Annotated in this window: 23 protein-coding genes; 9 read left to right on the forward strand and 14 right to left on the reverse strand. The window is 46.9% G+C overall.

The window, feature by feature from the left end; translation table 11 throughout:
* Positions 1-74 precede the first annotated feature (74 nt).
* From B0475_RS03865 to B0475_RS03875, 3 genes are all read right to left on the reverse strand, one after another.
* Positions 75-1,046: a GGDEF domain-containing protein gene (locus B0475_RS03865; RefSeq protein WP_077410214.1), complete on the reverse strand. Its 972-nt coding sequence runs from the start codon at positions 1,044-1,046 to the stop codon at positions 75-77.
* Between the two features lie 64 nt (positions 1,047-1,110).
* The gene (locus tag B0475_RS03870; RefSeq protein WP_077410216.1) at positions 1,111-1,503 is read right to left on the reverse strand and encodes a DUF6165 family protein; all 393 of its coding nucleotides are present in this window, start codon (positions 1,501-1,503) and stop codon (positions 1,111-1,113) included.
* Between the two features lie 3 nt (positions 1,504-1,506).
* The gene (locus B0475_RS03875; protein WP_077410218.1) at positions 1,507-1,911 is read right to left on the reverse strand and encodes a DUF6524 family protein; all 405 of its coding nucleotides are present in this window, start codon (positions 1,909-1,911) and stop codon (positions 1,507-1,509) included.
* Positions 1,912-2,058: 147 nt separating this feature from the next.
* Here B0475_RS03875 and mltF point away from each other — a divergent pair, with 147 nt between their 5' ends.
* Together mltF and B0475_RS03885 are read left to right on the forward strand one after the other, a co-directional pair.
* Positions 2,059-3,441 (forward strand): membrane-bound lytic murein transglycosylase MltF, encoded by a 1,383-nt coding sequence (mltF, locus tag B0475_RS03880; protein ID WP_157892687.1) that lies wholly within the window; start codon positions 2,059-2,061, stop codon positions 3,439-3,441.
* Positions 3,442-3,538: 97 nt separating this feature from the next.
* A complete protein-coding gene (locus tag B0475_RS03885) occupies positions 3,539-4,246 on the forward strand; it encodes a PP2C family protein-serine/threonine phosphatase (protein ID WP_077410222.1) in 708 nt (235 codons plus the stop codon).
* Positions 4,247-4,291: 45 nt separating this feature from the next.
* Here B0475_RS03885 and B0475_RS03890 read toward each other — a convergent pair whose 3' ends face one another.
* Together B0475_RS03890 and B0475_RS03895 are read right to left on the reverse strand one after the other, a co-directional pair.
* On the reverse strand, positions 4,292-5,383 hold the full coding sequence (locus B0475_RS03890; RefSeq protein ID WP_077410224.1) for an anhydro-N-acetylmuramic acid kinase: 1,092 nt from the start codon (positions 5,381-5,383) through the stop codon (positions 4,292-4,294).
* On the reverse strand, positions 5,383-6,678 hold the full coding sequence (locus B0475_RS03895) for a peptidoglycan DD-metalloendopeptidase family protein (RefSeq protein WP_077410225.1): 1,296 nt from the start codon (positions 6,676-6,678) through the stop codon (positions 5,383-5,385). Before B0475_RS03895 ends, B0475_RS03890 begins: the two co-directional genes overlap by 1 nt.
* 199 nt (positions 6,679-6,877) lie before the next feature.
* Between B0475_RS03895 and tyrS the strand changes: the two genes are divergently transcribed.
* Positions 6,878-8,074 carry a tyrosine--tRNA ligase gene (tyrS, locus tag B0475_RS03900; RefSeq protein WP_077410227.1) on the forward strand — a complete coding sequence of 399 codons (1,197 nt, stop codon included), beginning with the start codon at positions 6,878-6,880 and terminating at the stop codon, positions 8,072-8,074.
* 76 nt (positions 8,075-8,150) lie between these two features.
* Here tyrS and B0475_RS03905 read toward each other — a convergent pair whose 3' ends face one another.
* Positions 8,151-8,873, reverse strand: coding sequence for a DUF481 domain-containing protein (locus B0475_RS03905; RefSeq protein WP_157892688.1), 723 nt, complete (start codon positions 8,871-8,873; stop codon positions 8,151-8,153).
* Between the two features lie 107 nt (positions 8,874-8,980).
* Here B0475_RS03905 and coq7 point away from each other — a divergent pair, with 107 nt between their 5' ends.
* The 4 genes from coq7 to B0475_RS03925 all read left to right on the forward strand — a co-directional run bounded on the left by coq7 (position 8,981) and on the right by B0475_RS03925 (position 13,780).
* On the forward strand, positions 8,981-9,658 hold the full coding sequence (gene coq7, locus B0475_RS03910; protein WP_232781835.1) for a 2-polyprenyl-3-methyl-6-methoxy-1,4-benzoquinone monooxygenase: 678 nt from the start codon (positions 8,981-8,983) through the stop codon (positions 9,656-9,658).
* Positions 9,655-11,301, forward strand: coding sequence for an electron transfer flavoprotein-ubiquinone oxidoreductase (locus B0475_RS03915; protein WP_077410230.1), 1,647 nt, complete (start codon positions 9,655-9,657; stop codon positions 11,299-11,301). Before coq7 ends, B0475_RS03915 begins: the two co-directional genes overlap by 4 nt.
* 227 nt (positions 11,302-11,528) lie before the next feature.
* Complete coding sequence (locus tag B0475_RS03920) at positions 11,529-11,744, forward strand: cold-shock protein (protein WP_077410232.1); 216 nt, start codon at positions 11,529-11,531, stop codon at positions 11,742-11,744.
* Between the two features lie 140 nt (positions 11,745-11,884).
* Positions 11,885-13,780: a tetratricopeptide repeat-containing diguanylate cyclase gene (locus B0475_RS03925; RefSeq protein ID WP_157892689.1), complete on the forward strand. Its 1,896-nt coding sequence runs from the start codon at positions 11,885-11,887 to the stop codon at positions 13,778-13,780.
* Positions 13,781-13,788: 8 nt separating this feature from the next.
* Here B0475_RS03925 and B0475_RS03930 read toward each other — a convergent pair whose 3' ends face one another.
* Genes B0475_RS03930 through B0475_RS03940 form a run of 3 tightly spaced genes read right to left on the reverse strand, consistent with a single transcriptional unit; the run spans position 13,789 to position 16,881 of the window.
* A complete protein-coding gene (locus B0475_RS03930; protein WP_077410236.1) occupies positions 13,789-14,547 on the reverse strand; it encodes a phytanoyl-CoA dioxygenase family protein in 759 nt (252 codons plus the stop codon).
* Positions 14,544-15,926, reverse strand: coding sequence for a GntP family permease (locus B0475_RS03935; protein WP_077410238.1), 1,383 nt, complete (start codon positions 15,924-15,926; stop codon positions 14,544-14,546). Before B0475_RS03935 ends, B0475_RS03930 begins: the two co-directional genes overlap by 4 nt.
* A gap of 19 nt (positions 15,927-15,945) precedes the next feature.
* Positions 15,946-16,881 carry a DUF4920 domain-containing protein gene (locus B0475_RS03940; protein ID WP_077410240.1) on the reverse strand — a complete coding sequence of 312 codons (936 nt, stop codon included), beginning with the start codon at positions 16,879-16,881 and terminating at the stop codon, positions 15,946-15,948.
* A 67-nt stretch (positions 16,882-16,948) separates the two neighbouring features.
* Here B0475_RS03940 and B0475_RS03945 point away from each other — a divergent pair, with 67 nt between their 5' ends.
* Positions 16,949-17,488 carry a hypoxanthine-guanine phosphoribosyltransferase gene (locus tag B0475_RS03945; protein ID WP_077410242.1) on the forward strand — a complete coding sequence of 180 codons (540 nt, stop codon included), beginning with the start codon at positions 16,949-16,951 and terminating at the stop codon, positions 17,486-17,488.
* Positions 17,488-17,901 (forward strand): cytidine deaminase, encoded by a 414-nt coding sequence (locus B0475_RS03950; RefSeq protein WP_077410244.1) that lies wholly within the window; start codon positions 17,488-17,490, stop codon positions 17,899-17,901. Before B0475_RS03945 ends, B0475_RS03950 begins: the two co-directional genes overlap by 1 nt.
* On the opposite strand, the gene B0475_RS03955 is transcribed toward B0475_RS03950, so the two are convergent.
* The 5 genes from B0475_RS03955 to B0475_RS03975 form a co-directional block, all read right to left on the reverse strand.
* On the reverse strand, positions 17,880-18,746 hold the full coding sequence (locus B0475_RS03955; RefSeq protein ID WP_077410246.1) for a UTP--glucose-1-phosphate uridylyltransferase: 867 nt from the start codon (positions 18,744-18,746) through the stop codon (positions 17,880-17,882). The genes B0475_RS03950 and B0475_RS03955 overlap by 22 nt on opposite strands.
* Positions 18,743-20,554: a polysaccharide biosynthesis protein gene (locus B0475_RS03960; RefSeq protein ID WP_198538103.1), complete on the reverse strand. Its 1,812-nt coding sequence runs from the start codon at positions 20,552-20,554 to the stop codon at positions 18,743-18,745. Before B0475_RS03960 ends, B0475_RS03955 begins: the two co-directional genes overlap by 4 nt.
* Before the next feature lie 63 nt (positions 20,555-20,617).
* On the reverse strand, positions 20,618-21,571 hold the full coding sequence (locus tag B0475_RS03965; RefSeq protein ID WP_077410250.1) for an MraY family glycosyltransferase: 954 nt from the start codon (positions 21,569-21,571) through the stop codon (positions 20,618-20,620).
* Positions 21,552-22,733, reverse strand: a complete 1,182-nt coding sequence (gene lapB / locus B0475_RS03970; RefSeq protein WP_077410252.1) for a lipopolysaccharide assembly protein LapB — start codon at positions 22,731-22,733, stop codon at positions 21,552-21,554. The genes B0475_RS03965 and lapB overlap by 20 nt, the downstream gene beginning before the upstream one ends.
* Positions 22,730-23,047 carry a LapA family protein gene (locus B0475_RS03975; protein ID WP_077410254.1) on the reverse strand — a complete coding sequence of 106 codons (318 nt, stop codon included), beginning with the start codon at positions 23,045-23,047 and terminating at the stop codon, positions 22,730-22,732. The genes lapB and B0475_RS03975 overlap by 4 nt, the downstream gene beginning before the upstream one ends.
* Between the last annotated feature and the right edge of the window lie 62 nt (positions 23,048-23,109).

The raw sequence follows: 23,109 nt of genomic DNA on the forward strand, positions 1-23,109 counted from the left end.
GATTCATGATGCCATCACAACGCACAATCGTCTCAAAAAGTGAGAACCGCTGACAACCGGTGCAACCACTGGCACTAATACCTGATGGCTTTGACGATTTGATCACGACCGGATTTTTTGGCTTTATACAAGGCGTTGTCAAGGCGATGCAGCCACTCTCTGACTGACTCATCCTGGTATTTTTGTGCCACGGCCAGTGACAAAGTGATTTTAAACTGGCTGTTGATTTCACTGCTGGCAAAGGCATCATGCAAGTTCTTGGCCAACTGGTAAGCATGATCAAAATCACAGCCTGGGCACAGCACGGCAAACTCATCTCCGCCAATGCGGTAAAAGCAACCCTCATTGCCCACCAAATCAGCCACCAGTTTGGTTGCCTGAATAAGCACGTCGTCACCAGTGGCATGACCATAATAATCATTGACCAGCTTAAAGTTATCCAGATCCAGCAAGATGGCAGATACCTCTGAATCGGTGCTCCCAAGATTGAGGGTATCCTGATTGAAAGCCCTCCTGTTTTTGACCCGGGTCAATACGTCTTCATTGGCAATCAACCTCAGGCGGGCATGCTGCTGATACATTTTTGAGGAAAATAAATGACAGAAAAAACTGGTGATGAATAATGTCATGGCGATGGAAACCAGCTTGATCAATGGCAGTTCGATCAACAAAAACAAGATCACCACAGCAGAAACAGACCACAACAACAAAGCCTGTCGTGTTGGCAGTAAGTAAAACACCAGGGCCACAGAAGGATAAGCCCAATAGACCTGATCCGGGCCTTTGAGAATGATTGTGGCGATGGTTCCGGCCACTGAAATGATGGCAATGGCCAAAGCTGGAAACTCGGTGGTTCGGGTTCTCAGAACATGAAGAAATACATACAAGCCAAACAGGGCCAGAACCAGATCCAGCACCGCAATGACATAATCCTCACTGAAATACCTGATCAATGAAAACAAACCCACACACACGGCGTAAGTAAGGCTCAAACCCATGATGATGATTTCCTTTTCTTTTCTCACGGTTTTGTTGGCTTCAGTCATACCTATGATTATATCTGCTGAGGGTCAGGCATTACAAGCGCACCGCTCTGAGGCAGTTGGATTGTCATTCGTAGGATTGATATGACTTTTCTTCCACCAGGTCTGAACCAGTGAGCAGGTTGATGTCTTTCTTTACTTTGGCCCGGTCATCATTCTGATAATACACGCTGCGGGCCAACTCGATGAATTGCTCATCAAACTCCCGGTTTTTTTCTTTGATCCGAATATCATCTTCAATTTTCCACAATCTCAGATTGACTGCTTTAAGGCTTTCCTGCAAACGATCTGTATCGGCATTTTTCAATCCGGTCTGCTGCCAGGTTTGGTTTAACAATTGCAATTCATAATTGATGTTTTTCAATTTATCCTGATCAGTGATTTTTACTGATTTGATTTCCAGGATGGTGATTTTGTCCAACAATTCACCCACAGACATGGGGGTACTGACTAAACTCATCGGTTATTCTCCTAATTCATCGGTGTCAAACTGACCGGTGATTTTTTTCTTGAAATGAGACCAGGAAATACCTAATCCCAGAATGACTGAAATGGTGATGATCATCACCCAGGACATGATCCCCGGATTACTCAGATCAAGCCAACCCTGATCCACAAATAACCACACCAAAGTACCACAAAAGGCGACCACGAATAAAATCCCCAGAATTCCCAGAGACTTGACCGTGGCTGACAGATAGAACAGATAACAGCCCAGTGCCACAATCACCGCCAGTATTTTCAACGGCAACTGCGCGTCATTCAATGGCATCATCCAATGGTACAATGAATAGCCGGAAGGGTTGTATGTGGCAAAGACCAGAATAAATGCAAACAGCCAGCGCAAAAAAAATCCTGACAGATTCATGTGTGTTGTTTCCAATCGTTAAAAAGGGTCATTATAATGTAGACTGATGAGAATGACAGCGGGAAAAAGAACAATGAAACCATTAAGACACAGGTTTGACGATTGACGGACCATGAAGATATAAAACAGTCATATGTCAAAAGGCTGTTGCAACAGCTCCTGCTGGTGTTGTTCATCATGCTGGGTTTCGTGATGCTGTTCAGCCCGTTGCGACAAACTTCCCAATGGGAGTTGATTGAACAACGCGGTGTGCTGAAATACGGCACCCGGATCTCATTGTTGTCATATTTTCGGGTGACAGATGATGTGGTTGGTTATGAGCATCAGTTACTCAAAGCCTTTTGCGAACAAAATAACCTGCAACTTGAACCGGTGGTTTTTGAAAACAATGGAGCCATGTTGGCTGCCCTCGAATCCGGAGAAATTGATTTGGCAGGAGGCCACTTATCACGCACCAAATCCCGGGCCATGTCATATCAGTTCTCTGCTCCCATCAGTGAAACAGCCATCAATCTGGTGACTCATTTTGATTTTCGGCATGAAACCTCACTGGATGCCTTCGAACCAGCCCGGGGGGAATTGATCGGTAACAGCAGCTATGCTGAATTACTTGATGAGCTGGCTGACTTTTCACCGAAAAACCTTGTGTTGACCAATCGGTTCTCATTGTTTGAGCTGATCAAAAAAATCAATTCAAAAGACCTCGATTACACTTTTGCAGACGCAGAAATTGTTGATATTTATCAATATTTTGTGCCGGGAATTTATCAAACAATTCAACTTTCTCCAAAAGAAGATGTGGTGTTCATGACCCACCTGTATCGCAGCGAAGAATTACTCCTACATTTGAATCAATTCATTCAACAGGCACGCAAGGATGGTTTATTGAATAACTTCAGGAATGACCTGATGAAACACATCCCCGATATCGATGTGGCCGATACGGTCACTTTCTTTGATAAGCTGCAAAGCGTCTGGCCTGACATCAAAGACCTGGTACTTGAAGTGGCTGAAGAAGAAGGCTTTGATCCGGCGTTGCTTGCTGCCATCAGTTATCAAGAGTCCCACTGGGATCCGGATGCAGTCTCTATCTCCGGCGTCAAGGGCCTGATGATGCTGACCGCCACCACAGCGGAAGAACTGAACATTGAAGATCGCACTGATCCACGTCAAAGCCTGATTGGTGGCATCCGATATTTTCGCAACATGCAAAACAAGATACCACAACGCATTGAAGAACCAGACAAATCATTGTTCGCTTTGGCGGCGTACAATATTGGTTATGGTCATTTGGAGGATGCCAGAATTCTGGCACAAAGTGCCGGAAAAGATCCGGATGTCTGGCTGGATGTTGAACCCTTTTTAAAACAGTTGAACAACACAGCCATGGCCCCTATGCTGAGGTTTGGCAATGCCGACGGCAGAACCGCAGTCATTTACGTGAACAACATCATGACCTACCAACAACTGATGGCCTGGAAGTTGCAAAAAGACCGCACCGCTGCTCATTGGAACAAACCCATTATGTGAACCAATGCTCATTTTCTGTGTGTTCACAAAACATTTAACAAAATGCTACAATTAATTGAGTCAGGGTCAGTGCTATAATCAAAAAAAAAATTATTGAATGAACATCAACTTAGGACATACTTCTCATTCCGGCATCAAACGGGATCACAATGAAGACACCTATGGCATTGATTTGGATGCCGGGTTATTTCTGGTGGCCGACGGTATGGGCGGTCACGATCATGGAGAAATTGCCAGCGCACTGGCCAGAGATCACATCCTCCATGCCATCAAAGATGGCGTTTCCATCAAACAAGCCATTCTTGATGCCAATCAGGAAATCATTAACAGCTCGCTGGAAAAACCAGGTGATTTACCCATGGGCACCACCATTGCACTGCTGAAAACCAATGGCTCTCGTTTTGATTGTGTCTGGGTGGGAGATTCCAGGGTATATAAGCTCTCTGACAATCACCTGGAGCCAATCAGCTCTGACCACTCCTATGTTCAGGAATTGGTTGACCAGGACCTGATCACTGCAGAACAGGCAAGATCACATCCACACAGAAATGTAGTCACTCAGGCATTGGGTGTCACTGACAACAGCGAAATCGTCATTTCAGAAAAACATGGCACCATCAAAAAGCATGATAAATTCCTGATATGTACCGATGGCCTCACTGAAGAAGTGGACGATCAAACCATCAAAGAAATCATGAGCAAAGCACTGGAGCCCAAAGAGATTGGTGATCAACTGATGATACAGGCCCTGGAAAACGGTGGTTCGGATAACATCACTGCCATCATTGTCGAATTCATTGGCTAATTACCAAAAAAGACTTTAACAAATCCAGATAAGTCATTGATTTTATTATCTGATCGATTTGTGAAGTACGCCATAAACATGGGCTTGAGCAGCACCGGTTACAGCACGCAAATCGGTCTGCATTCTTTGACTGTTTTGCCATGCAAGCCAGGCCATCAGAACCGCCTCCACATCATCAGGTGCTACGCCTAAGCTGGCGGTGCTCAACACCGGAACAGATAGCTCATCTGACAAAGCATTCATCAGGGCGCTGTTATGCACGCCACCACCACACACATACACCTCATCAACCACAACTTCGGTTGCTTCCAGTGCAGCGGCCACACTTTTAGCCGTCAATGCCAGCAGGGTCCGCTGAACATCTACTGCCCGGTATTGCCGGTCTGCAAGCATGTCATCAAGCCATTCAAGGTTAAACAACTCCCTGCCGGTACTTTTGGGAGGCTGCCGCTGAAAGTAAGGATCGGCCAGCAATTGGCTCAGTAAATCGGCAATGACTTGTCCTTGTGCGGCCCATTGTCCACCTGAGTCAAGGTCTACACCCAAATGCCTGGCACACCAGCCATCCAGCAAACAATTGGCCGGTCCGGTGTCAAACCCAATCAAATGCTGACCTTTCCTGACAGTCAGATTGGCGATACCACCGAGGTTAAGGATGGCAGCCGGCCGTTTGATAAGGCGCAATAAGTGTTGATGAAATGCCGGAGCCAATGGCGCGCCCTGCCCGCCCAGAGCAACATCCATTTGCCGGAATTCAGCGACCGTATCGATACCGGTCAGTGCTGCCACCATGGCAGCAGAACCCCACTGTATCGTATTGGCATGGGTGTGGTCAGGGTCATGATAGATGGTTTGCCCATGCAGACCCAACACAGATACTTCATGAGGATGTATTTGTTGACTTGCCAATAACTCACCAACGACTTCGGCATAGAACCGGGCCAGTCGGATATCCAGCTGGCTGAGCTCAGACAGTTCAGCACTTTGTTCACTGATCAATTTGTGCAAGGTGGCTTTTAAATGATCAGGATAGCATTTGAAGTGAGTTGCCAGGGTTTTTTGTCGCACCCCAAAATCAACCAAAGCCACATCGACACCATCACAAGAGGTGCCGGACATCACACCAATGCAGAGCATCAGTTGGCAGCCACCAAAGGTTCTTGCAGATGGCTGAGCTGACTCAACAGTGGCGTGGCATAACTCATGAAGTCGGTCATCAGATCAGACGACAACGGTTTGGACTTGGGCAATGACACTGTTCGCGGATTGCGATGCACGCCATTGTAGATAAATTCATAATGCAGATGGGGGGCCGTTGACAGTCCGGTTGATCCCACATAGCCAATGGTTTGACCTTGTTTCACCCGAGCCCCTTTTTTCACCGCCTTCCTGGAAAAATGCAGGTATTTGGTAACGATGCCATTGGGGTGCTGAATGAACACGTAGTTGCCATTGTATTTGTTATAGGCGGCCTCGATCACACGACCACTACCAGCGGCATAAACCGGTGTACCGGTGGGTGCCCGGTAATCAATCCCGCGATGCGCCTTGACTCGATTGGTGATGGGGTGCTTGCGTTTTGGGTTAAAGTTGGAACTGATGTAAGAGAAATTCAGCGGTGCCCTGAGGAAGGCTTTTTTCATGGCCCGTCCGTCTGGTGCGTAATAACTGCCATCACCATCAGCATCCTCATAATAAACCGCTTCATAGGTCTTACCCTGGTTGGTGAAACTAGCTGCCAGGATTTTGCCATCGGTCAGGTAATCACCATTTTTATACACCTGTTCATAGATCAGGCTGAATGAATCACCGCTTCTGATTTCCAGCACAAAATCTATATCCCAACTGAATATATTGGCCAGTTTCATGACCATGTTATCAGTCAAACCGGCGGCTTTACCGGCACCGAACAATGAATTGCTGATCACTCCCTGTGCATTGACCAAACGGATCTGTTGATCATGGGTAATGATCTCAGTAGAGATTTGTTGCATGTCATGATGAATGATCAGTTCCTCAAATTCCGAAGCCTGATAGCGCAACTGAGTCAACTCTCCTTCCGGAGTCAGGGTAAAATGAATGTCATTTCCTGGCATGACTTTCACCAGTCGCTTGCTGTCTTCATTGAAATGAGCAATTTTAAGCAACAAGGCCTGAGACAAACCCATGTCGGTAAAAATCCCCGATAACGTCTGCCCTTTTTGTACAGTAACGGCTTTATGAATGAACTGTTCGGACCCCACCAGGCCGCGTTCAGCAAAACTCAACAACGGTCTGTCCGGCAACTGGATATCTAAAGACGCCTGACTGAGTGGGCGTTCTGTGTGGGCATCAGCATCGACAGAAATGATGTCTGAGATGGCATACATAACAAACAATGCCATGACCAGGATGACCAGTTTTTTGGCTTTGGGTTGCCGTTGTATGAACACCTTTATGCGGGACAGTTGTCGGTCAAAAGTGATGTTTTGACGTTGTTTACGTATGGCTTGCGCTTTGATAATGCTGTTTCCACCGGGATTCTTTGATTGACTGAGATTATAGATTATTTTTTACCCCAATGGTTCATTTGAGGTTCTAAATATCCGCTGTTTTCTGTAGAATTAACCCCTTTTTAACGCATTAACCAACATGTCAGTACAAGACGCCCTGGATTTAATCTGTCGTGGCACCGACGAAGTGATCAAACTGGAAGAGCTCGAAGCCAAGCTCAAAGCCGGCAAAACATTACGGGTCAAAGCCGGATTTGACCCCACCGCACCAGACATCCATGTCGGTCACACGGTATTGATCAACAAAATGAAACAGTTTCAGGACCTTGGTCATGAAGTGATTTTCCTGATTGGCGACTTCACCGGTATGATTGGCGATCCGACCGGCAAAAGCGCCACCCGCAAAGCATTAACCCGGGAAGAAGTTCTGGAAAATGCCAAAACTTATCAGGAACAAATCTATAAAATTCTCGACCGCGAGAAAACCATCATTGAATTCAATTCAAATTGGTTCAAAGACATGAGTGCTGCTGACATGATTGAATTATCGGCCAAGTATAATGTGGCACGCATGCTGGAACGCGATGATTTCAACAAGCGTTACAAAAGCGGTCAATCCATTGCCATTCATGAATTCATGTACCCATTGGTGCAAGGCTACGACTCTGTGGCCCTTAAATGCGATGTGGAATTGGGAGGAACGGACCAAAAATTCAACCTGTTGGTGGGTCGCCATCTGCAGGCTCAGGTCGGCCAGGATCCTCAAATTGTCATTACCATGCCCCTGCTCGAAGGCCTGGATGGGGTGAACAAAATGTCCAAGTCTTTGGATAACTACATCGGCATTGATGATGCACCCACCGACATGTTCGGCAAAGTCATGTCCATCTCAGATGATTTGATGTGGCGATATTTCGAGTTGCTGAGTTTCCATTCAAATCAGCACATCGAACAACTCAAAACAGAAGTGGGCGCTGGCAAAAACCCCCGTGACGTTAAGTTTGCCCTGGCCATGGAACTGATTGAACGCTTTCACGATCAGGCTGCTGCAGAACAAGCCCTGGCAGCCTTCAAAGCTCAATTCCAGAAAGGCGCCATTCCCGATGACATTGATGAACTTGAACTGGTGACAGAAGACGGTGTGATGGGAATTGCCCACATACTCAAAAATGCCGGACTGTGTGTCAGTACCTCAGACGCCATCCGCATGGTCAAGCAAGGTGCAGTCAAAATCAATGGTGAAAAAGTGGCCGATCCGAAACAGACTTTTCCGGCCGGCACGCACGACGTGTTTCAGGTAGGCAAAAGAAAATTTGCTAAAATCAAATTGACCTGATCGGATCATGCTGTCGTTAAACACAAAAAAAGCCCGGTTCTCCGGGCTTTTTTATGGGGTATAAATGACCTTATCTTCAGAAGTCATAAACCAGGTTGGCAGAAACCAATGTATCGGTGGAATCCTTACCCGCTGGCGCATCGGTATTGTGACGGTATTGATGAGCCAGTTTCACGGCAAATTTTTCACTGACTTTGAATGAAAAACCCAGGTCGTTCTGGATAAAGGTGTTGTCGTCTGTGGCTTCTACCACCAAAACATCTTCAAATTTAGTGGTTTCAGTCAGCTGACGCATGTAGTTCAGGTTGCCAGACAAGACAGCACCATTGTTTTCACTGCGATCAGCGTCAATGGCCTCGGTTTTATAACCCAAACCAATTTCAGTGATCAGCCGGGAGGTCTCGGTGTCATGAAATTTATGGCCCCACCCAACAGTTGTGGTGATGGTGTAATCAAAACCGGAAAAATTATCTTTGTCCCAACGGGTACCATAGTACGCATAATCATTGTCATCAAATTTGTAACCGGTTTTGGTGTTCAATGTGTAGCGTTCAGCGGTGTCCACATCATTGTTGGAAGCGCGCAATAAATCCAGAGAGAGGTCACTGACCCAGTTATCAGACTCTCTTTTCACTTTCAGACCGGCACTCAGGTTTTCCGTGTCGGAATTTCCCGATGTCATGGAAAAGCCCAATTGGCCGGTTCCTGACCATTTGGCACCTTCGTGATCGTCAGCCAAAACAGTCGTTGAGCACATGCTGGCCACTGCCAGACTCATATATAGGGTGGTTTTATTCATGATTTGTTCACCAATGTTTAATGGAACCGCGTAATATAACTGTTTTGTTTTAAATGGCAACCTCCGAACTGTTAAATATTGAGAATTCATCTCATTTTGATGAATCAATGGTAAAATGTCTGCAAAAAATCACAGTACCTGAAATGAACCTGACCAACGAATCATTGGGCAATCGGTTGATGATTGAATTTGACCGCATGCTCAAAGTATTGAATCACCAGACAGACCCCAACGACAACATTCCCGGTGCAGCACTTGACGAGGCAAAGTTAAGTGATGATCGTACCAAACACATAGCGGGTCTGATGCGCATCAATCACACCGGCGAAGTCTGTGCCCAGGCACTTTACAACGGCCAGGCAATGATGGCCCGTGATGAACAGACCAGACAGCATTTGTTACAAGCTGCCAAAGAAGAACATGATCACCTTAACTGGTGCCAGAACAGGCTGGATGAACTCGGTGAACAGGTCAGCATCAGTAATCCATTGTGGTACCTGCATTCCTTTGCCATCGGTTCATTGGCGGCTTTCTTTGGTGATGCTGTCAGCTATGGCTTTGTGATTGAAACAGAACGTCAGGTTGAATCTCATTTACAGGATCACATCACAGACATTGGTGATGATGATGCCAGATCCATCAGCATTTTGAAACAAATGCAGTTGGATGAAATACGTCATGGTGAAAATGCCAAACAGGCCGGTGGCGTGGAACTGCCCGAGCCAGTCAAACTCGTCATGACTGGCATGTCGAAAATTATGAAATTTGTGAGTTACAGAATATGAACAGAGAATCGATGGAATTTGATGTGGTTATTGTGGGTGGAGGGCCTGCCGGCCTTGCGACAGCCTGCCGCCTGGCACAGTTATCACAGGAACATGGTAAAGACTGGCAGATCGCGTTGGTTGAGAAAGGTTCTGAAATTGGTGCCCATATCATGTCCGGAGCCGTCATTGAAACCGATGCATTGACTGAACTTTTCCCCGACTGGAAGACACAGGGAGCACCGGTCAAAACCGAAGTTTCTGATGATGAATTTCACTACCTCAGAAGTCTCGAAAAAGGCCGGAAAGTACCCAACTTTCTGATTCCAAAACCCATGCGTAATCATGGCAATTACATCATCTCATTGGGCAAACTGTGTCGTTGGTTAGGTGAGCAGGCTGAGAATCTGGGGGTAAATATTTTTCCGGGTTTTCCTGCCAAAGAAGTGATTTATGGCGAGGATGGTGAAGTGAAAGGCATCATCACCGGTGACATGGGTGTGGATGCCCAGGGAAATGAAAAAGGCAGTTTCGAGCCCGGCTACGAATTGCTGGCACCGCAAACTGTATTTGCGGAAGGTTGCCGGGGTTCATTGGGTAAAGAGTTGATGGCCCGCTTTGAGCTTAATAAAGACACCGATCCACAACACTATGGCATTGGCCTGAAAGAAGTCTGGCAAATCGACGAAAGCATTTCTGACCCGGGCAAAGTGGTACATACCCTGGGATGGCCACTGGATAATCACACCGAAGGTGGAGGATTCCTGTACCACCTTGAAAAAGGCACTGTCGCCCTGGGATTTGTTGTGGCTTTGAATTACGAAAATCCCTACCTGAGCCCATTTGAAACATTTCAGCAATGGAAACAACACCCGGTCATCAAACAGGTCATCAAGGGTGGTAAGCGAGTGTCCTATGGCGCCCGGGCATTGAACAAAGGTGGCTTTCAGTCATTGCCCAAACTCACGTTCCCAGGTGGCTTACTGGTGGGCTGTGAAGCCGGCTTTTTAAATCCGGCAAAAATCAAAGGTACCCACACCGCTCTGAAAAGCGGCCTCATCGCTGCACAAAGTATTGGGGATGCCTTGCTGAATGATCAGGTCTCTGGCGAACTGACCAGTTATGCCGCTCACATTGAAGCATCCAGCATCTACAGTGAACTGAAGAAAAGCCGTAATTTTGAGCCTGCACTGAACAAAATGGGCACATTTTTTGGTGCAGCTTTTACCTATCTGGATCAAAACATCTTTGCCGGCAAGTTGCCTTTTACCTGGAAAAACCCGGTTCCTGACCATGCCAGACTGAAACCAGCCAGCGAATGTCAGCCCATCGAATACCCCCGACCTGATAATGAAATATCATTTGACCGACTGTCGTCTGTGTTTTTATCAAGCACCAACCACGAAGAGGATCAACCCTGTCATTTACAACTGAAAGACCACAGCATCCCTATTGCAGTGAATTTGCCTGAATGGGCAGAGCCCGCTCAGCGTTATTGTCCGGCGGCAGTTTATGAAGTAATTGAAGAAAATGATCAAAAAGTCTTCAGAATCAACGCTCAAAATTGTGTGCACTGTAAGACCTGTGACATCAAAGACCCTTCACAAAACATCAATTGGGAAACCCCAGAGGGCGGCGGCGGACCCAACTACTCTAATATGTAAATCCTGCATATGAAGGCTCAGGAAAGCGGTTTACCTTATAAATAACCGCTTTCTGGTCAGATGTTCGTTATTTTTCATTGACTTAACCTGTCACAACCTATAGACTTCACCTTGTTCGAATACTCGCCTGAATTAAGATCTCCTTTTCAAAGCTTTATTCATAAATCGTTGACCAGTTGTGCATTGGGCGGTCTCGAACAGTTTTTTTTTAATTTAAGGTTATACATATGTCAGAAAAAGTTACAGGTACCGTCAAGTGGTTTGACGAGTCAAAAGGTTTTGGTTTCATTCAACAAGCGTCAGGTTCAGATGTGTTTGCACACTACAGCGCCATTGTCGTAGAAGGAGACGGATTCAGAACTTTGCAAGAAGGTCAACAAGTTGAATTCAACATCGTTGATGGACAAAAAGGTCCTCAGGCTGAAAACATCACTGCACTGTGATACAGCTCTGAAAAAATCAGCTAAAACGGAATCTCAGGATTCCGTTTTTTTTTGCCTGATATTCCTTACAACGCCATTGCCTGCCTGTCTGGCATCCTTAATTTCCATGTACCACTGATTCGATGTGGTATGATCAATGCGTGAAGTCACAAGAACTGAGTGATTCTGTATCAATGAACATTTATTTTAAGCACATGATTTGGGGGACGGGTCTGCTGCTTTATTCACTGGCCGGACTGGCCAGGATCAGCGCCTTCAACCCTGCCTATCAGGACCTGCTGGATTTGTCAGAAAACCAGCCGCAAAAGGCCCTGCAATATTGGCAGGAAATGGATCCTGTCGATTTTTCTGCCGCCAGAAAAGCCGAACATCATCTGGTCGCCAGTCAGCTTTATGGCAACCTTGACTACCCCAATAAAATGACCACCGCTGCCCAGCAGGGGCTGGCTTTGATTTCTTCAAAAGAGGAGCCCTGGCTGTTCCACCAGCTTTCCCTGGCCCTGGTTGACTCCTGGGATCGCAACGGCACAGGCATCAGAGGCCTGGCGAAGGTAGAAGATGCTCAGCGTTGGGGCGCAGAAAATAATGACCTGGGTACCAGATTGTATGCCATGTTAATCCTCAGTCAGTTACTCATTCAAACCGATCAATACAATCAGGCATTGCAGTTGGTGCAGGAAGCTTATGATCTGGCACCTGTCGAGGGGCCCGATTTGGTCAAAGCAGACTTTTCAAACCAAATGTCAGCCATTTATGTATACCGTGATGAGTTTGAAATTGCCCTGCCATATTTACAGGAAACACTGGCCCATTACCGCAAAAAAGATAAAAAACTTGCGGTTTCTATCGCCTTATTTGAACTGGGTCGGGCTCATCTGGTCCTTGATCGCACAGCCTCTGGATTAGCCTATCTGCAGGAATCCATCCAAATCGCTGTGGCCATCAATGATCTGCAAGGCATTGCCTATGGACTCAATGAGTTGGCCACGCACCATTTATCCCTCCAGGAATATGACAAAGCCGAATCTTATTTACAGGAAGCCCGGCAAAGATTCAACGAAGCCGGCAATCAATACATGTTGTTCGACAACAACATACAGTTAAGCCAGTTATACACCCAAACCAAACAATTCGGTCTGGCTGAACAGTATTTAACGACAGCCGCCCAACAGGTGGACCCTCAATTGCTGCCTTTTTCACAAATTGCCATCCAAAGACAACAGGCCAACATCCTTGATGCCCGGGGCCAGCATGAAGAAGCTTATGACCTGCTTACTGATGCCGTCAAACAACTTCAGGAACTTGAGGCTCAACAAAGTGCCGAAAAATTACATCAGATCAGGGCCATATTTGAAGTTGAGTCCAGTGAACAGGAGAACCAGCTGCTGGCGCAAAAAAACCAATTACAACAGCAGCAACTGGCCATAAAAAACCAACAGAACATACTGCTCATGCTGTTTCTGGTCAGTGCATTGTTACTGGTGCTGTTTCTGATTTACTTTACCTTCAAATTCCGCAGACAAAGTGCCCGTTTACATGAACTGGCAAATTATGATGAGCTAACAGGCCTGAGAAACCGCAGTAACACCATTTACGCAATCAAACACAAACTGAAAAACCTGGACAAAGAACAACCCATGTACCTGGTGATGATTGACCTGGATTATTTCAAAGACATCAATGATCGGTTTGGTCATGCACTGGGGGACAAAGTGTTGAAAATTTTTGGCGATTATTGTCGCGACGTATTCAGTGAGAATGATCTGGCTGGGCGTGTCGGAGGAGAAGAATTTTTGGTTTGTTTGACCGGTTACACACCACAACAAGCTTTTGATCGGATCGAAAAGCTGCGTCAAAAAACCGCCAAGATGCACCACCTCATCAAAGCCCCTGATTTTTCAGTGACTCTGTCAGCTGGTCTGTGTCAGATCACTGCGGATAAACCGAGTTTTCATCAATGGGTCAAATGTGCGGACAAAGCCTTGTATCAGGCTAAACATGCAGGCAGGAATCAAACGATCGCTGCAGATCTTTGAAACCCTGTTTACAAACAAACCTCTTCAAACTGTGTGGATTTAGAATTTGGTAACGGGTGATTGCCCTCACCGTGGTATGAATACACCAATGAAAATTTACCCTGATCCGTGACATTGTTATTGGCTGCATGAAAAAGCGCGGCGTGAAATAACAACACATCACCGGCCTGTAATTCCACATCAATGGCTTGTTCAAGCCAAGGTTGCGCATCAGGGTGCTCAACCTGTAAAAACAACTGCTCATCTACCATGTCTTCACTGGTGTTCCAAAGATGTGATCCGGGGATCACCTTCAAACAACCGTTTTCGTTGTTTTCAGTACCCATGGCCAACCACGAATTAATCAGTTGATCGTTGGCAAATTGCCAATACCTGATGTCCCTGTGCCAAAGCGTTTTACTGGAATAATCTGGCTGTTTGGTCATGATACAGTTGTGGTGTGACTGAACCAGATAAACCGCTTCTGAATCAAACAACGATTGCAGCATGCCTTTTACCATTCTGTTTTTTGCCCACTCGCGAAACGCAGAATCACGACTGTAAGCCAACAACAATCTTCTGATGGTGTCTCCACCCTGCTCTGCGACTGATTGAGGGGCTTTGGGATAGCCCAGAGTGGCCTCCAACTCAAAGGGAGGCAGTCGCATGCTCAGGTGTTGTTTGGTTTGATTCCTGATTTCATTGAGCAGTGTCATATCAATCAATTGACGTCTGATCAGGTAACCATCTTCATGAAATAACTGGATTTCTTCGGCACTGAGCTTCATGCAATCACCAGACTCAGGATGCCTACGGTGATTGCTGTGATGATCACCGGTATCACCAGTGACACCATGAAAATGTCCTTATAGGATTGCCTGTGCGATAAACCACAGATGGTCAGTAATGTGATCACCGCACCATTGTGGGGCAAGGAATCGAAACCACCAGAGGCCATTGAAGCCAGACGATGCATCCACTCAGGGTTGATGCTGAACTGTTCAGCCAACTGAGCATATGTACTGCCCAATGCCTCCAGAGCGATGGTCAAGCCACCGGATGCTGAACCGGTGATACCGGCCAGTACATTGACGGCCACCACCTCGGAAATCAATGGATTTTGCGGAGAAATATTGATCACCGCATCCTTGACCAGCAGGAATGCACCGAGCGAAGCGATGGTGCCGCCATAGCCGACTTCAGATGCGGTATTGAATGTTGGCAGCATAGAACCCATGGCACCTTTGGTCATTGTGCCATTGATGTCCGTCAGTTTTTTCCAATGCAGTGCCACCACTGCCAGGTTGGCCATCAACAGGGCAATGATCATCGACCAGATGGATTTGACTTTACCAACTTCGATCTGGCCAAACTTTTCACTGCCAAGATAACTGGTGTCCCAGGCAGGGATGATGAGTTTCTGCAGTACAAAGTTGGCCAGTACGACCACCAGAATCGGAGCCAGTGATGTCAGTAATCCTGGTAACAAACGATCTTCTGTGACCACTGGTTCATTGCTGTGGTTATCGCCATATCCTTCTTCCCTGTACTTTTTGATCCGATGGTTCAACCAGGCCAATCCTCCGGTCATCATGCCCAAACCAGCCAATAAACCAATCAGTGGAGCGGCATACATATCAGTCCCGAAATAGCTGACCGGAATGATGTTGTGAATCTGTGAAGTTCCCGGCAGACAGGTCATGGTAAAGGTAAATGCACCCAGGGCAATGGTTGCCGGAATGAAGCGTTTAGGCAAATTGGCTTCGCGAAACAAAGCCGCTGCCAGTGGATAAACCGCAAAGGCCACCACAAAAGCAGAAACCCCTCCATAAGTCAGCAGTCCACAGGCCAGCACAATGGCCAATGCAGCATGCCTGATGCCCAGTGTACCAATGATGCTTCTGGCAATCGATTTGGCTGCACCGGTGTCTTCCATCAGTTTGCCGAAAATCGCTCCCAATAAAAAGATGGGAAAATACTTGATGGCAAATGAACCCATTTTGGTCATGAATATCTGGGTATAGATGCCCAGCATCTGCGATCCTTCTCCAGCCAAAACCACTGCCAGCATGGCCAAAACAGGCGCCAGGATGATCACACTGACCCCTCGATAAGCCAGATACATCAACAATCCCAACGACAACAGTATGCCAATCACACCTTCCATCAGTTATCCCCTGTTATGCTCAATTCAGAATCTTGACTGAATCAGCTATGATTTCATATTGCTTGCCTTTCAGCCCCTTGGCACCTTCAGATTCAAAGTGAGCTATCTGCTCAGCTGTCAATTCTCTGGCCACCAGCTGCCCATAGACATGTGCCTGACCACTGGCATCTTTCGGGATCAGGAAAGCATGGTCATTGAAATCAACACGGACAAATTCATCGCCATCAGCGAGGATCATCCAACACCCTTTTTTCTGACATACCCGGGTGATACGACCACTCATCATGCGGGTTTCACCTGCGGCTTGTTCTGCCTCAGCCAGAACTTCCTGAAGCGGTTGTTCAGCCAAGCCCTCCTGCGGCCATGGAGCGCCATATACCCGCCAATCTTCAGTTTGTTCAGTGACTTGAACGTCACTGGCTTTGGCAGCTTTCGCTGACTTACTTTGCAGTGCGTTCAAAGCTTCAAGCACCTGAGGTACATGGGTGCTTGGGTTGACTTCTTCAAAGTGCCGGGCAATCATGCCCTGCGGATCGATGATGAAGGTTTGTCGCTTGGCATAACTGAAAAAGGCCATGCCACCATCCACACCATAATCACGGGACATCGATTTATTGGCATCTACCAATAGATTGAATGGCAGGTCATATTTGCTGATGAAGGCCTTGTGAGATTCGGCATCATCCAGCGAAACACCCAGCACAGCGGTATTCATGTGCTGCAGTTTTTCATAATGATCCCGGAAAGCCTTGGCTTCTATGGTACAACCTGTGGTGTCATTCTTGGGGTAAAAATAGACCACCAGCCACTGCCCCTGATAATCTGATAACTGATGCTGATTGCCGGATTGATCCTGCAAGTTGAAGCTTGGCGCCGGTTGACCTTGCATACTGTTGGCAATGGCCATAAAATTCATGGTCAATAAGGTGAGTAAAACAATGGTTTTTTTAATCATTATGGTCTCTGCAAAAAAGGACGATTTATTCTACCAATTTTCAATCAACTGAGAAACCTTAAACCCCATGTATCAGAAAATATTACCTGCAGGCAGTGAAATCCTGATCAGTGAAAGCACCATCGATCAGGCCATCAACGATCTGGCTGCAGAATTGAACAGCGATTATGCCGATAAAGAAGTGGCTTTTTTAACCATCATGAATGGAGGGATGATATTTGCATCGGCGTTATCCACCCGTTTGAATATCGACATGGAAATGGATTACCTGCAATTATCACGTTATGGGAAAAGTAAAACCGGTGGCCAGTTGGTGTGGAAGTATCAACCTGAAATCAACCTGAAAAATCGCCATGTGATCCTTTGTGATGACATTTATGACGAAGGACATACGTTGGAAGCAGCGCACAACTGGTGTATGAAGCAAGGGGCACAATCGACCAGTTCAGTTGTTTTGGTGCTCAAAGAACATGACCGGACTTATGCAGATTACAAGCCCGATTACGTGGCCCTGAACATTCCGGACCATTATATATTTGGCTACGGCATGGATCTGGAAGAAAAACTCAGGCAATTGCCAGCCATTTATTACCTGCCGGATGCCTGATGAAACCATCAATCACAGCACAATTGTATCAGGCAGCCAAACAGGCACAAGACAAAGCCTACGCACCTTATTCACATTTTAGGGTGGGCGCTGCAATTCTGGATAATAACCAGCAAATCACGGCTGGTTGCAACGTGGAAAATGCAGCTTACCCAATCGGCTGTTGTGCCGAACAGGCAGCGGTGGCACACATGATCATGTCAGGAGGCCAGGCCATTGATCACATCCTGATTGTGGGTGGTGATGGGCAACCTTGCCCGCCTTGTGGTGCATGTCGGCAAATCATCTTTGAGCATGGTCACATGGAAACCATGGTTTATCTGGAACAGCCAGACAACCAGGGCAATTTCACAGCCAGACCCATCAAGGAATTGTTACCGGATGCTTTTGATCACTCGCAATTGGCAAAATAATCCCTGACCTGAGACTTCAATGATTGGTTCTGCATGGCCACATGCAGGTTGGCCAGTACGAATCCTTCCTGACTGCCACAGTCAAACCGCAAACCTGCCAACTTCACAGCCTGCAATCCTTGCTGTTCCATCAGGTCTTTAAGGGCATCAGTCAGTTGAATTTCATTGTGACTGTCCATGGCGGTGTTCTTCAGGTATCCAAAAACCGTTTGCGGTAACACATAACGTCCTATCACACCAAAACGGGATGGCGCCTGTGACAACGCTGGTTTTTCAATGATGTCTAATACCTGACTGACGTTATTATCCCATTGCTGAGGTTCAATTACCCCATAACTGGATATCCGCTCATCACTGACGGTTTCAACACTGACGGTGGCTTTGCCATTACTTTGAGCTGCTGACAACAAGGCCTGCAAAGGGTTTTCCGTGGCTTGTAAAAAGTCATCTGCCAACAAAACAGCAAACATTTCATCCTCTTCAATCAGACTTTCAGCCTGTAATACCGCATGTCCAAGACCCAAAGGTTGTCCCTGAGGAATGAAGACCCTTTGGATGTCAACCGGCAGGGTATCCAACTTTTCAACCAGATGATTTTTACCCTCTGCTTTGAATTTGGCCCGCAAATCAGGCATGGGGTCAAAATGGTCGCTGATGGCATGCTTACTGGCACTGGTGATGAAAATCAAAGTGGTGATACCAGCCTCCAGGGCCTCTTCAACCGCATATTGGATCAATGGCTTATCAATGATTGGTAACAATTCCTTGGGTATTGATTTGGTGGCTGGCAAAAACCGGGTTCCCATGCCGCCCACGGGAAAAACCGCTTTGGATATCTTTTTCATGACTGTTTTTGTTCTGTGGTTTGTGGATTAGACTGAATCACCCTGAGTTCATTGCCTTTGAATTCCGGCACCATCTGACCCAGCATTTTTTTCAGTTGATCCTGTTCAAACCGACGGGCCATTTTAGCAGCTTGCAGGATTTGTTGATTCAGCTGTTCAGGTTGTTGATTGCTGTGTTTGACGGCCCTGATCTTCTGGGTCTCAGTGGGAATCAATGACTCCATGTCATAGTGCAACTCTTCATAAAGTTTTTCACCTGAGCGCAGCCCGGTGATGCTGATCTTGATTTCGCCGGCTTTTCCAGACAGTGCAATCATGCGTTCAGCCAGAGACTTGATTTTCACAGGCTGCCCCATGTCCAGCACCAGCACATCGTTGTCATTTTCCAGCACCAGACTTTGTAAAATCAGCTGGCAAGCCTCTTCAATCGTCATGAAATAACGTTCCATTTTCTCATGCGTCACAGTCAATGGACCGCCAGCTGCGATTTGTTGTTCAAACAACGGCACCACTGAGCCTGCTGAACCCAGTACATTACCAAATCGAACAGTGAAAAAATCGGTTTGGCTTTGTTGGTTTTTCAATTGGCAGTACTTTTCTGCCAGGCGCTTGGTGGCACCCATGACGCTACACGGATTGACCGCTTTATCGGTTGAAATCAGCACCATTTTATCCACAGCGAAATCAGCACAACAATCCGCAACATTCTTGGTGCCGATGACGTTGTTCAAATACCCCTCACAAGCATGAGACTCCAGCAACGGGACATGTTTATAGGCCGCCGCATGAAACACCACATCGGGCTGGGTTTGTTTGAAAATATGATAGAGGTGAGAATTATTGGTGACATCACATAAATGAGAATGAACCAACAGGTCCATTTCACTCAGGGCTTTATCCACCAGATAAAGGTTAAACTCTGAATGATCAACAATGCTCAATTGACTGACCCCAAAGCGGGCCAGCTGACGACACAATTCAGAACCTATGGACCCGCCTCCCCCTGTAACAAGCACTGATTTGTTTTTGATGTATGCCGCCACTCCAGACCAATCCAGCTCGATCTTTTCACGACCTAACAAATCTTCAACAGTCAAAGGTTGCAATTGATTGACGTTCAGTAAGTGATGATCCTGGTCATCAGGGTCGGGGGCAATGCGGATGGTACAAGCCGTTTCTGCCAGCTGATCAACCACCTGCCGGATCAGCGCAGATGAAGGGCGCTGTTTGGCAATCACCACCAGATCTGCCTGCAATTCGGAGACTGTCAGACTCAGGTCCTCCAGACCTGATTGAATTTTCACCCCCCTCAGGTGTGCTCCCTTGAGTGCTTCGCTGTCATCAATGATGGACAAAACATGACAGGATCGGGTGCTACTGGCATTGCGGATGAAAGCATCGGCCAAATGGCCGGCTCCGATCACAATCGCACGTGGAATGGTGCTGTTGTTTAAGTTGAAGTACTTGTCTTTCCACAAGCGGTAGGTGATCCTGGGCCCACCCCACAAAATCAGCAGGATGACCGGATACAACAACAATACACTGCGGGGAATTCCTTCGAGTCGGTTCAGCAGGACAAAGAATAAAGCAATGACCAATGTTCCAATGGTGGCTGATTTCACCAAATTGATCAAGTCCGGCATACTGGCAAAGCGCCATAATCCCCGGTACATATTGAACCTGAAACTGACCAAGCCCTGCAACACCATCACCATCATGATTTCAGCCGACCAAAACACCAAGGGTGGTGAGTCAGGCCAAATGCTGTAGCGGATGAAAAAACCAGCCATCCAGGCCAGCCAAACCATCAACAGGTCATGACAAACAACCGCAATTCTCAAATGAAGGACTCGTTTCAGCATATCGGTATTTTACCGTCCCAGCCTTAAAGTTTTGCTAAAAATAACCACCAACAACAAATAAATGATTGTCACCACAGCCATTTGCTGCCAAACCGGCAGTCCTGTTACCAACACCGCAACCACACAAAACAAGCCAGTCAGCAAGGCGTATATACATGAAATGGCCCCATGGCTTAAGCCGCTTTTGATGATTCGTTGGTATAAATGAGAAGCATGAGCTTCGGTGATGTTTTCACCTGCTTTCAGGCGATTGAGCAAAGTGAGCGTGGCATCAGTGATAAAGACCGCATGGATCAATGCCACCTGGTGATAACTGAGCAAACCTGCAGTGATGGCCAGAAAAGCCAGCACAGCAAGCAAAAATGCCATTGGCAAACTACCGGAATCACCCATAAACAGTCTTTTCAGCAGCAGGTTGAATATCAGGTATACCGATACCACCCCAAGTCCCGAATAAACCAGCTGCGCTTGCGCGAAACCCGGGGGAATCAACCAGGCATAAAACAGCAACACCACCAGGGCATGCAGGCCTGCCATACCATTGGCCCCATCCATAAAATTAAACAGATTCAACCACCAGATGACAGCCAGTGTCAGGAATAACCAAAATAAACCCGGGGGGTAACCAAAGGCATACAAACAAGCCAACGCAATCACAAATTGAACCAGCAACCGGGGCTTAAAAGACAAATCGAAGTGGTCATCAGTAAAGCCCAACAAGGCCATCAACATCAGCAGATAACCGGGCAGAAATCCGGGTTGTTGCCAAATCAACATGGCGGCGAAAGGCACAAACATCCACAACCCACCTCCTGTGACAGCCCGCCCCTGATGCAGACTCCTGCTGGTGGCCTGATCTGTTACCACCCGGCTGGACATAAAGACATACCAGCACAACAGCAGACCCACCACGGCGGTGGTCATCATGGCCAGAACAAAGGGATTATTCAGATTCCAGTCCATAGATGGGCTTGACCACACCCCAATGTTTACAACTGGGACATTGCCAGTGTAATGAATGGGCGCCAAATCCGCATTTGCGACAGCGCAGTTTGGGTTTACCTTTGAGTAATTCAGCGATCAACTCTTTGAGCACCTCAAAATAGGCAAAATCATCTTCGATCTCATTCAATTTTTGCTCATTCAGTAACAACAAAGCATTCAGACCCTTGAAAGAAGCCCGTTTTTTTAATTGTTGACTGAGGTATTCAGTGGCATATTCATCGCCCCGCGTACCGGCATAGTAGCTGGCCAGGGTCAACACCGGTGATACTCCATGGTAAGATTCTGTCAAAGACAACAGCTTGTCTTCCAGCAAATCACCCTGCTCAAGTGCCAGGTAACATTCGGCCATGTCATCAATGAAGATTGGCACAAATGAGTCATCAGCTTCAATGGCTGCAGCATAATGATCAATCGCCTGATGCCATTGCTCAGCCTGTTGACTTAACCGTGCTGAAATCAAATGTGAACGCACCGCTTTTTTATCGATTCGCAATGCCGAAGCCAGGTATTTCTCTGCCTGATCAGGATCTTGTTGATTGACAGAGAGCTCCGCCAGTTCGCAATAGAAATGTCCGATGGGTATCTGCATATTACGATTGGTGGCACTTTGATACCTGCTGGCAGACTTAATGGCCTGTAACCAATCCTGTTCCTGCTGATATATTTCTACCAGTGAATGCAGTGCTTCAGGGGTGTGCGCTTCAATTTCCACCAATTCGGAAAACAACACCTCTGCCCGATCAAGTAAGCCGGCGCTCATGTAATCTTTGCCGATGGCCAGTAAAGCCCGTGTGCGATAACGTTCCGGCAGTTCAGCCTGAGCAATCAATGCCTGATGTAGTTTGATGGCTCGGTCAACCTCACCTTTGCGACGATAAAGGTTACCCAGCGCCAATTGGGGCTCGAAGGTTTCCTGCGAGGTTTCAGCCAGTTGAATAAAAACATCAATGGCCTTGTCAGATTCATCATTCAAAAGGTAATTGAGGCCTTTGAAATATCGGTGATTGAGTTGTTCGAATGTTCTTTTGGTGTTGGCAGCCCGCAAAATGAAAGCCAGATACAGGCCCATTAACACGCCAGCCAGAATGGCCAGTGAAATCCACAACCCAGGAAGACTCATGGGGTTTTACTCTGCTCAGTTAATTGTGGGCTTTGGGAGCTTTCAGGCTGTTCAGCCAGGGCCTTGTGATAAGCCCGTTTCCAATACATTTTCCGGCGGTTGGCAGGCCAGGTCCAATACAACCAGCCAATCAACAACCCAGCCAAAACCCCCAGCGTACCACAAAGTAACAGAGCAAAACCCAAGGGCCAGTTCAGCTCAAACCAATACAAATTGATGTTTACATGTCCGGCGTTGAGGCTGCTGACCGCAATGGCGCCAGTGAGTAACAGCAGAACCAGAATCAAAGTGAAGATTTTTTTAAATGTACTCATGATGATGCATTATATGTTGTTAGCCGGGCTTTAAACAAACCCATTTAGAAACTGCCCCATTG

The organism is Marinicella sediminis, assembly GCF_002000055.1.
Classification (GTDB): Bacteria; Pseudomonadota; Gammaproteobacteria; order Xanthomonadales; family Marinicellaceae; genus Marinicella; species Marinicella sediminis.

What these genes read in the sequence shown, in the direction of transcription:
- B0475_RS03865 (WP_077410214.1), bottom strand. Translation starts at nt 1,046, where the DNA reads ATGACTGAAGCCAACAAAACCGTGAGAAAAGAAAAGGAAATCATCATC.
- B0475_RS03870 (WP_077410216.1), bottom strand. Translation starts at nt 1,503, where the DNA reads ATGAGTTTAGTCAGTACCCCCATGTCTGTGGGTGAATTGTTGGACAAA.
- B0475_RS03875 (WP_077410218.1), bottom strand. Translation starts at nt 1,911, where the DNA reads ATGAATCTGTCAGGATTTTTTTTGCGCTGGCTGTTTGCATTTATTCTG.
- B0475_RS03885 (WP_077410222.1), top strand. Translation starts at nt 3,539, where the DNA reads ATGAACATCAACTTAGGACATACTTCTCATTCCGGCATCAAACGGGAT.
- B0475_RS03890 (WP_077410224.1), bottom strand. Translation starts at nt 5,383, where the DNA reads ATGCTCTGCATTGGTGTGATGTCCGGCACCTCTTGTGATGGTGTCGAT.
- tyrS (WP_077410227.1), top strand. Translation starts at nt 6,878, where the DNA reads ATGTCAGTACAAGACGCCCTGGATTTAATCTGTCGTGGCACCGACGAA.
- B0475_RS03905 (WP_157892688.1), bottom strand. Translation starts at nt 8,873, where the DNA reads ATGAATAAAACCACCCTATATATGAGTCTGGCAGTGGCCAGCATGTGC.
- coq7 (WP_232781835.1), top strand. Translation starts at nt 8,981, where the DNA reads ATGGTAAAATGTCTGCAAAAAATCACAGTACCTGAAATGAACCTGACC.
- B0475_RS03915 (WP_077410230.1), top strand. Translation starts at nt 9,655, where the DNA reads ATGAACAGAGAATCGATGGAATTTGATGTGGTTATTGTGGGTGGAGGG.
- B0475_RS03920 (WP_077410232.1), top strand. Translation starts at nt 11,529, where the DNA reads ATGTCAGAAAAAGTTACAGGTACCGTCAAGTGGTTTGACGAGTCAAAA.
- B0475_RS03930 (WP_077410236.1), bottom strand. Translation starts at nt 14,547, where the DNA reads ATGAAGCTCAGTGCCGAAGAAATCCAGTTATTTCATGAAGATGGTTAC.
- B0475_RS03935 (WP_077410238.1), bottom strand. Translation starts at nt 15,926, where the DNA reads ATGGAAGGTGTGATTGGCATACTGTTGTCGTTGGGATTGTTGATGTAT.
- B0475_RS03940 (WP_077410240.1), bottom strand. Translation starts at nt 16,881, where the DNA reads ATGATTAAAAAAACCATTGTTTTACTCACCTTATTGACCATGAATTTT.
- B0475_RS03945 (WP_077410242.1), top strand. Translation starts at nt 16,949, where the DNA reads ATGTATCAGAAAATATTACCTGCAGGCAGTGAAATCCTGATCAGTGAA.
- B0475_RS03950 (WP_077410244.1), top strand. Translation starts at nt 17,488, where the DNA reads ATGAAACCATCAATCACAGCACAATTGTATCAGGCAGCCAAACAGGCA.
- B0475_RS03955 (WP_077410246.1), bottom strand. Translation starts at nt 18,746, where the DNA reads ATGAAAAAGATATCCAAAGCGGTTTTTCCCGTGGGCGGCATGGGAACC.
- B0475_RS03960 (WP_198538103.1), bottom strand. Translation starts at nt 20,554, where the DNA reads ATGGTTTGGCTGGCCTGGATGGCTGGTTTTTTCATCCGCTACAGCATT.
- B0475_RS03965 (WP_077410250.1), bottom strand. Translation starts at nt 21,571, where the DNA reads ATGGACTGGAATCTGAATAATCCCTTTGTTCTGGCCATGATGACCACC.
- lapB (WP_077410252.1), bottom strand. Translation starts at nt 22,733, where the DNA reads ATGAGTCTTCCTGGGTTGTGGATTTCACTGGCCATTCTGGCTGGCGTG.
- B0475_RS03975 (WP_077410254.1), bottom strand. Translation starts at nt 23,047, where the DNA reads ATGAGTACATTTAAAAAAATCTTCACTTTGATTCTGGTTCTGCTGTTA.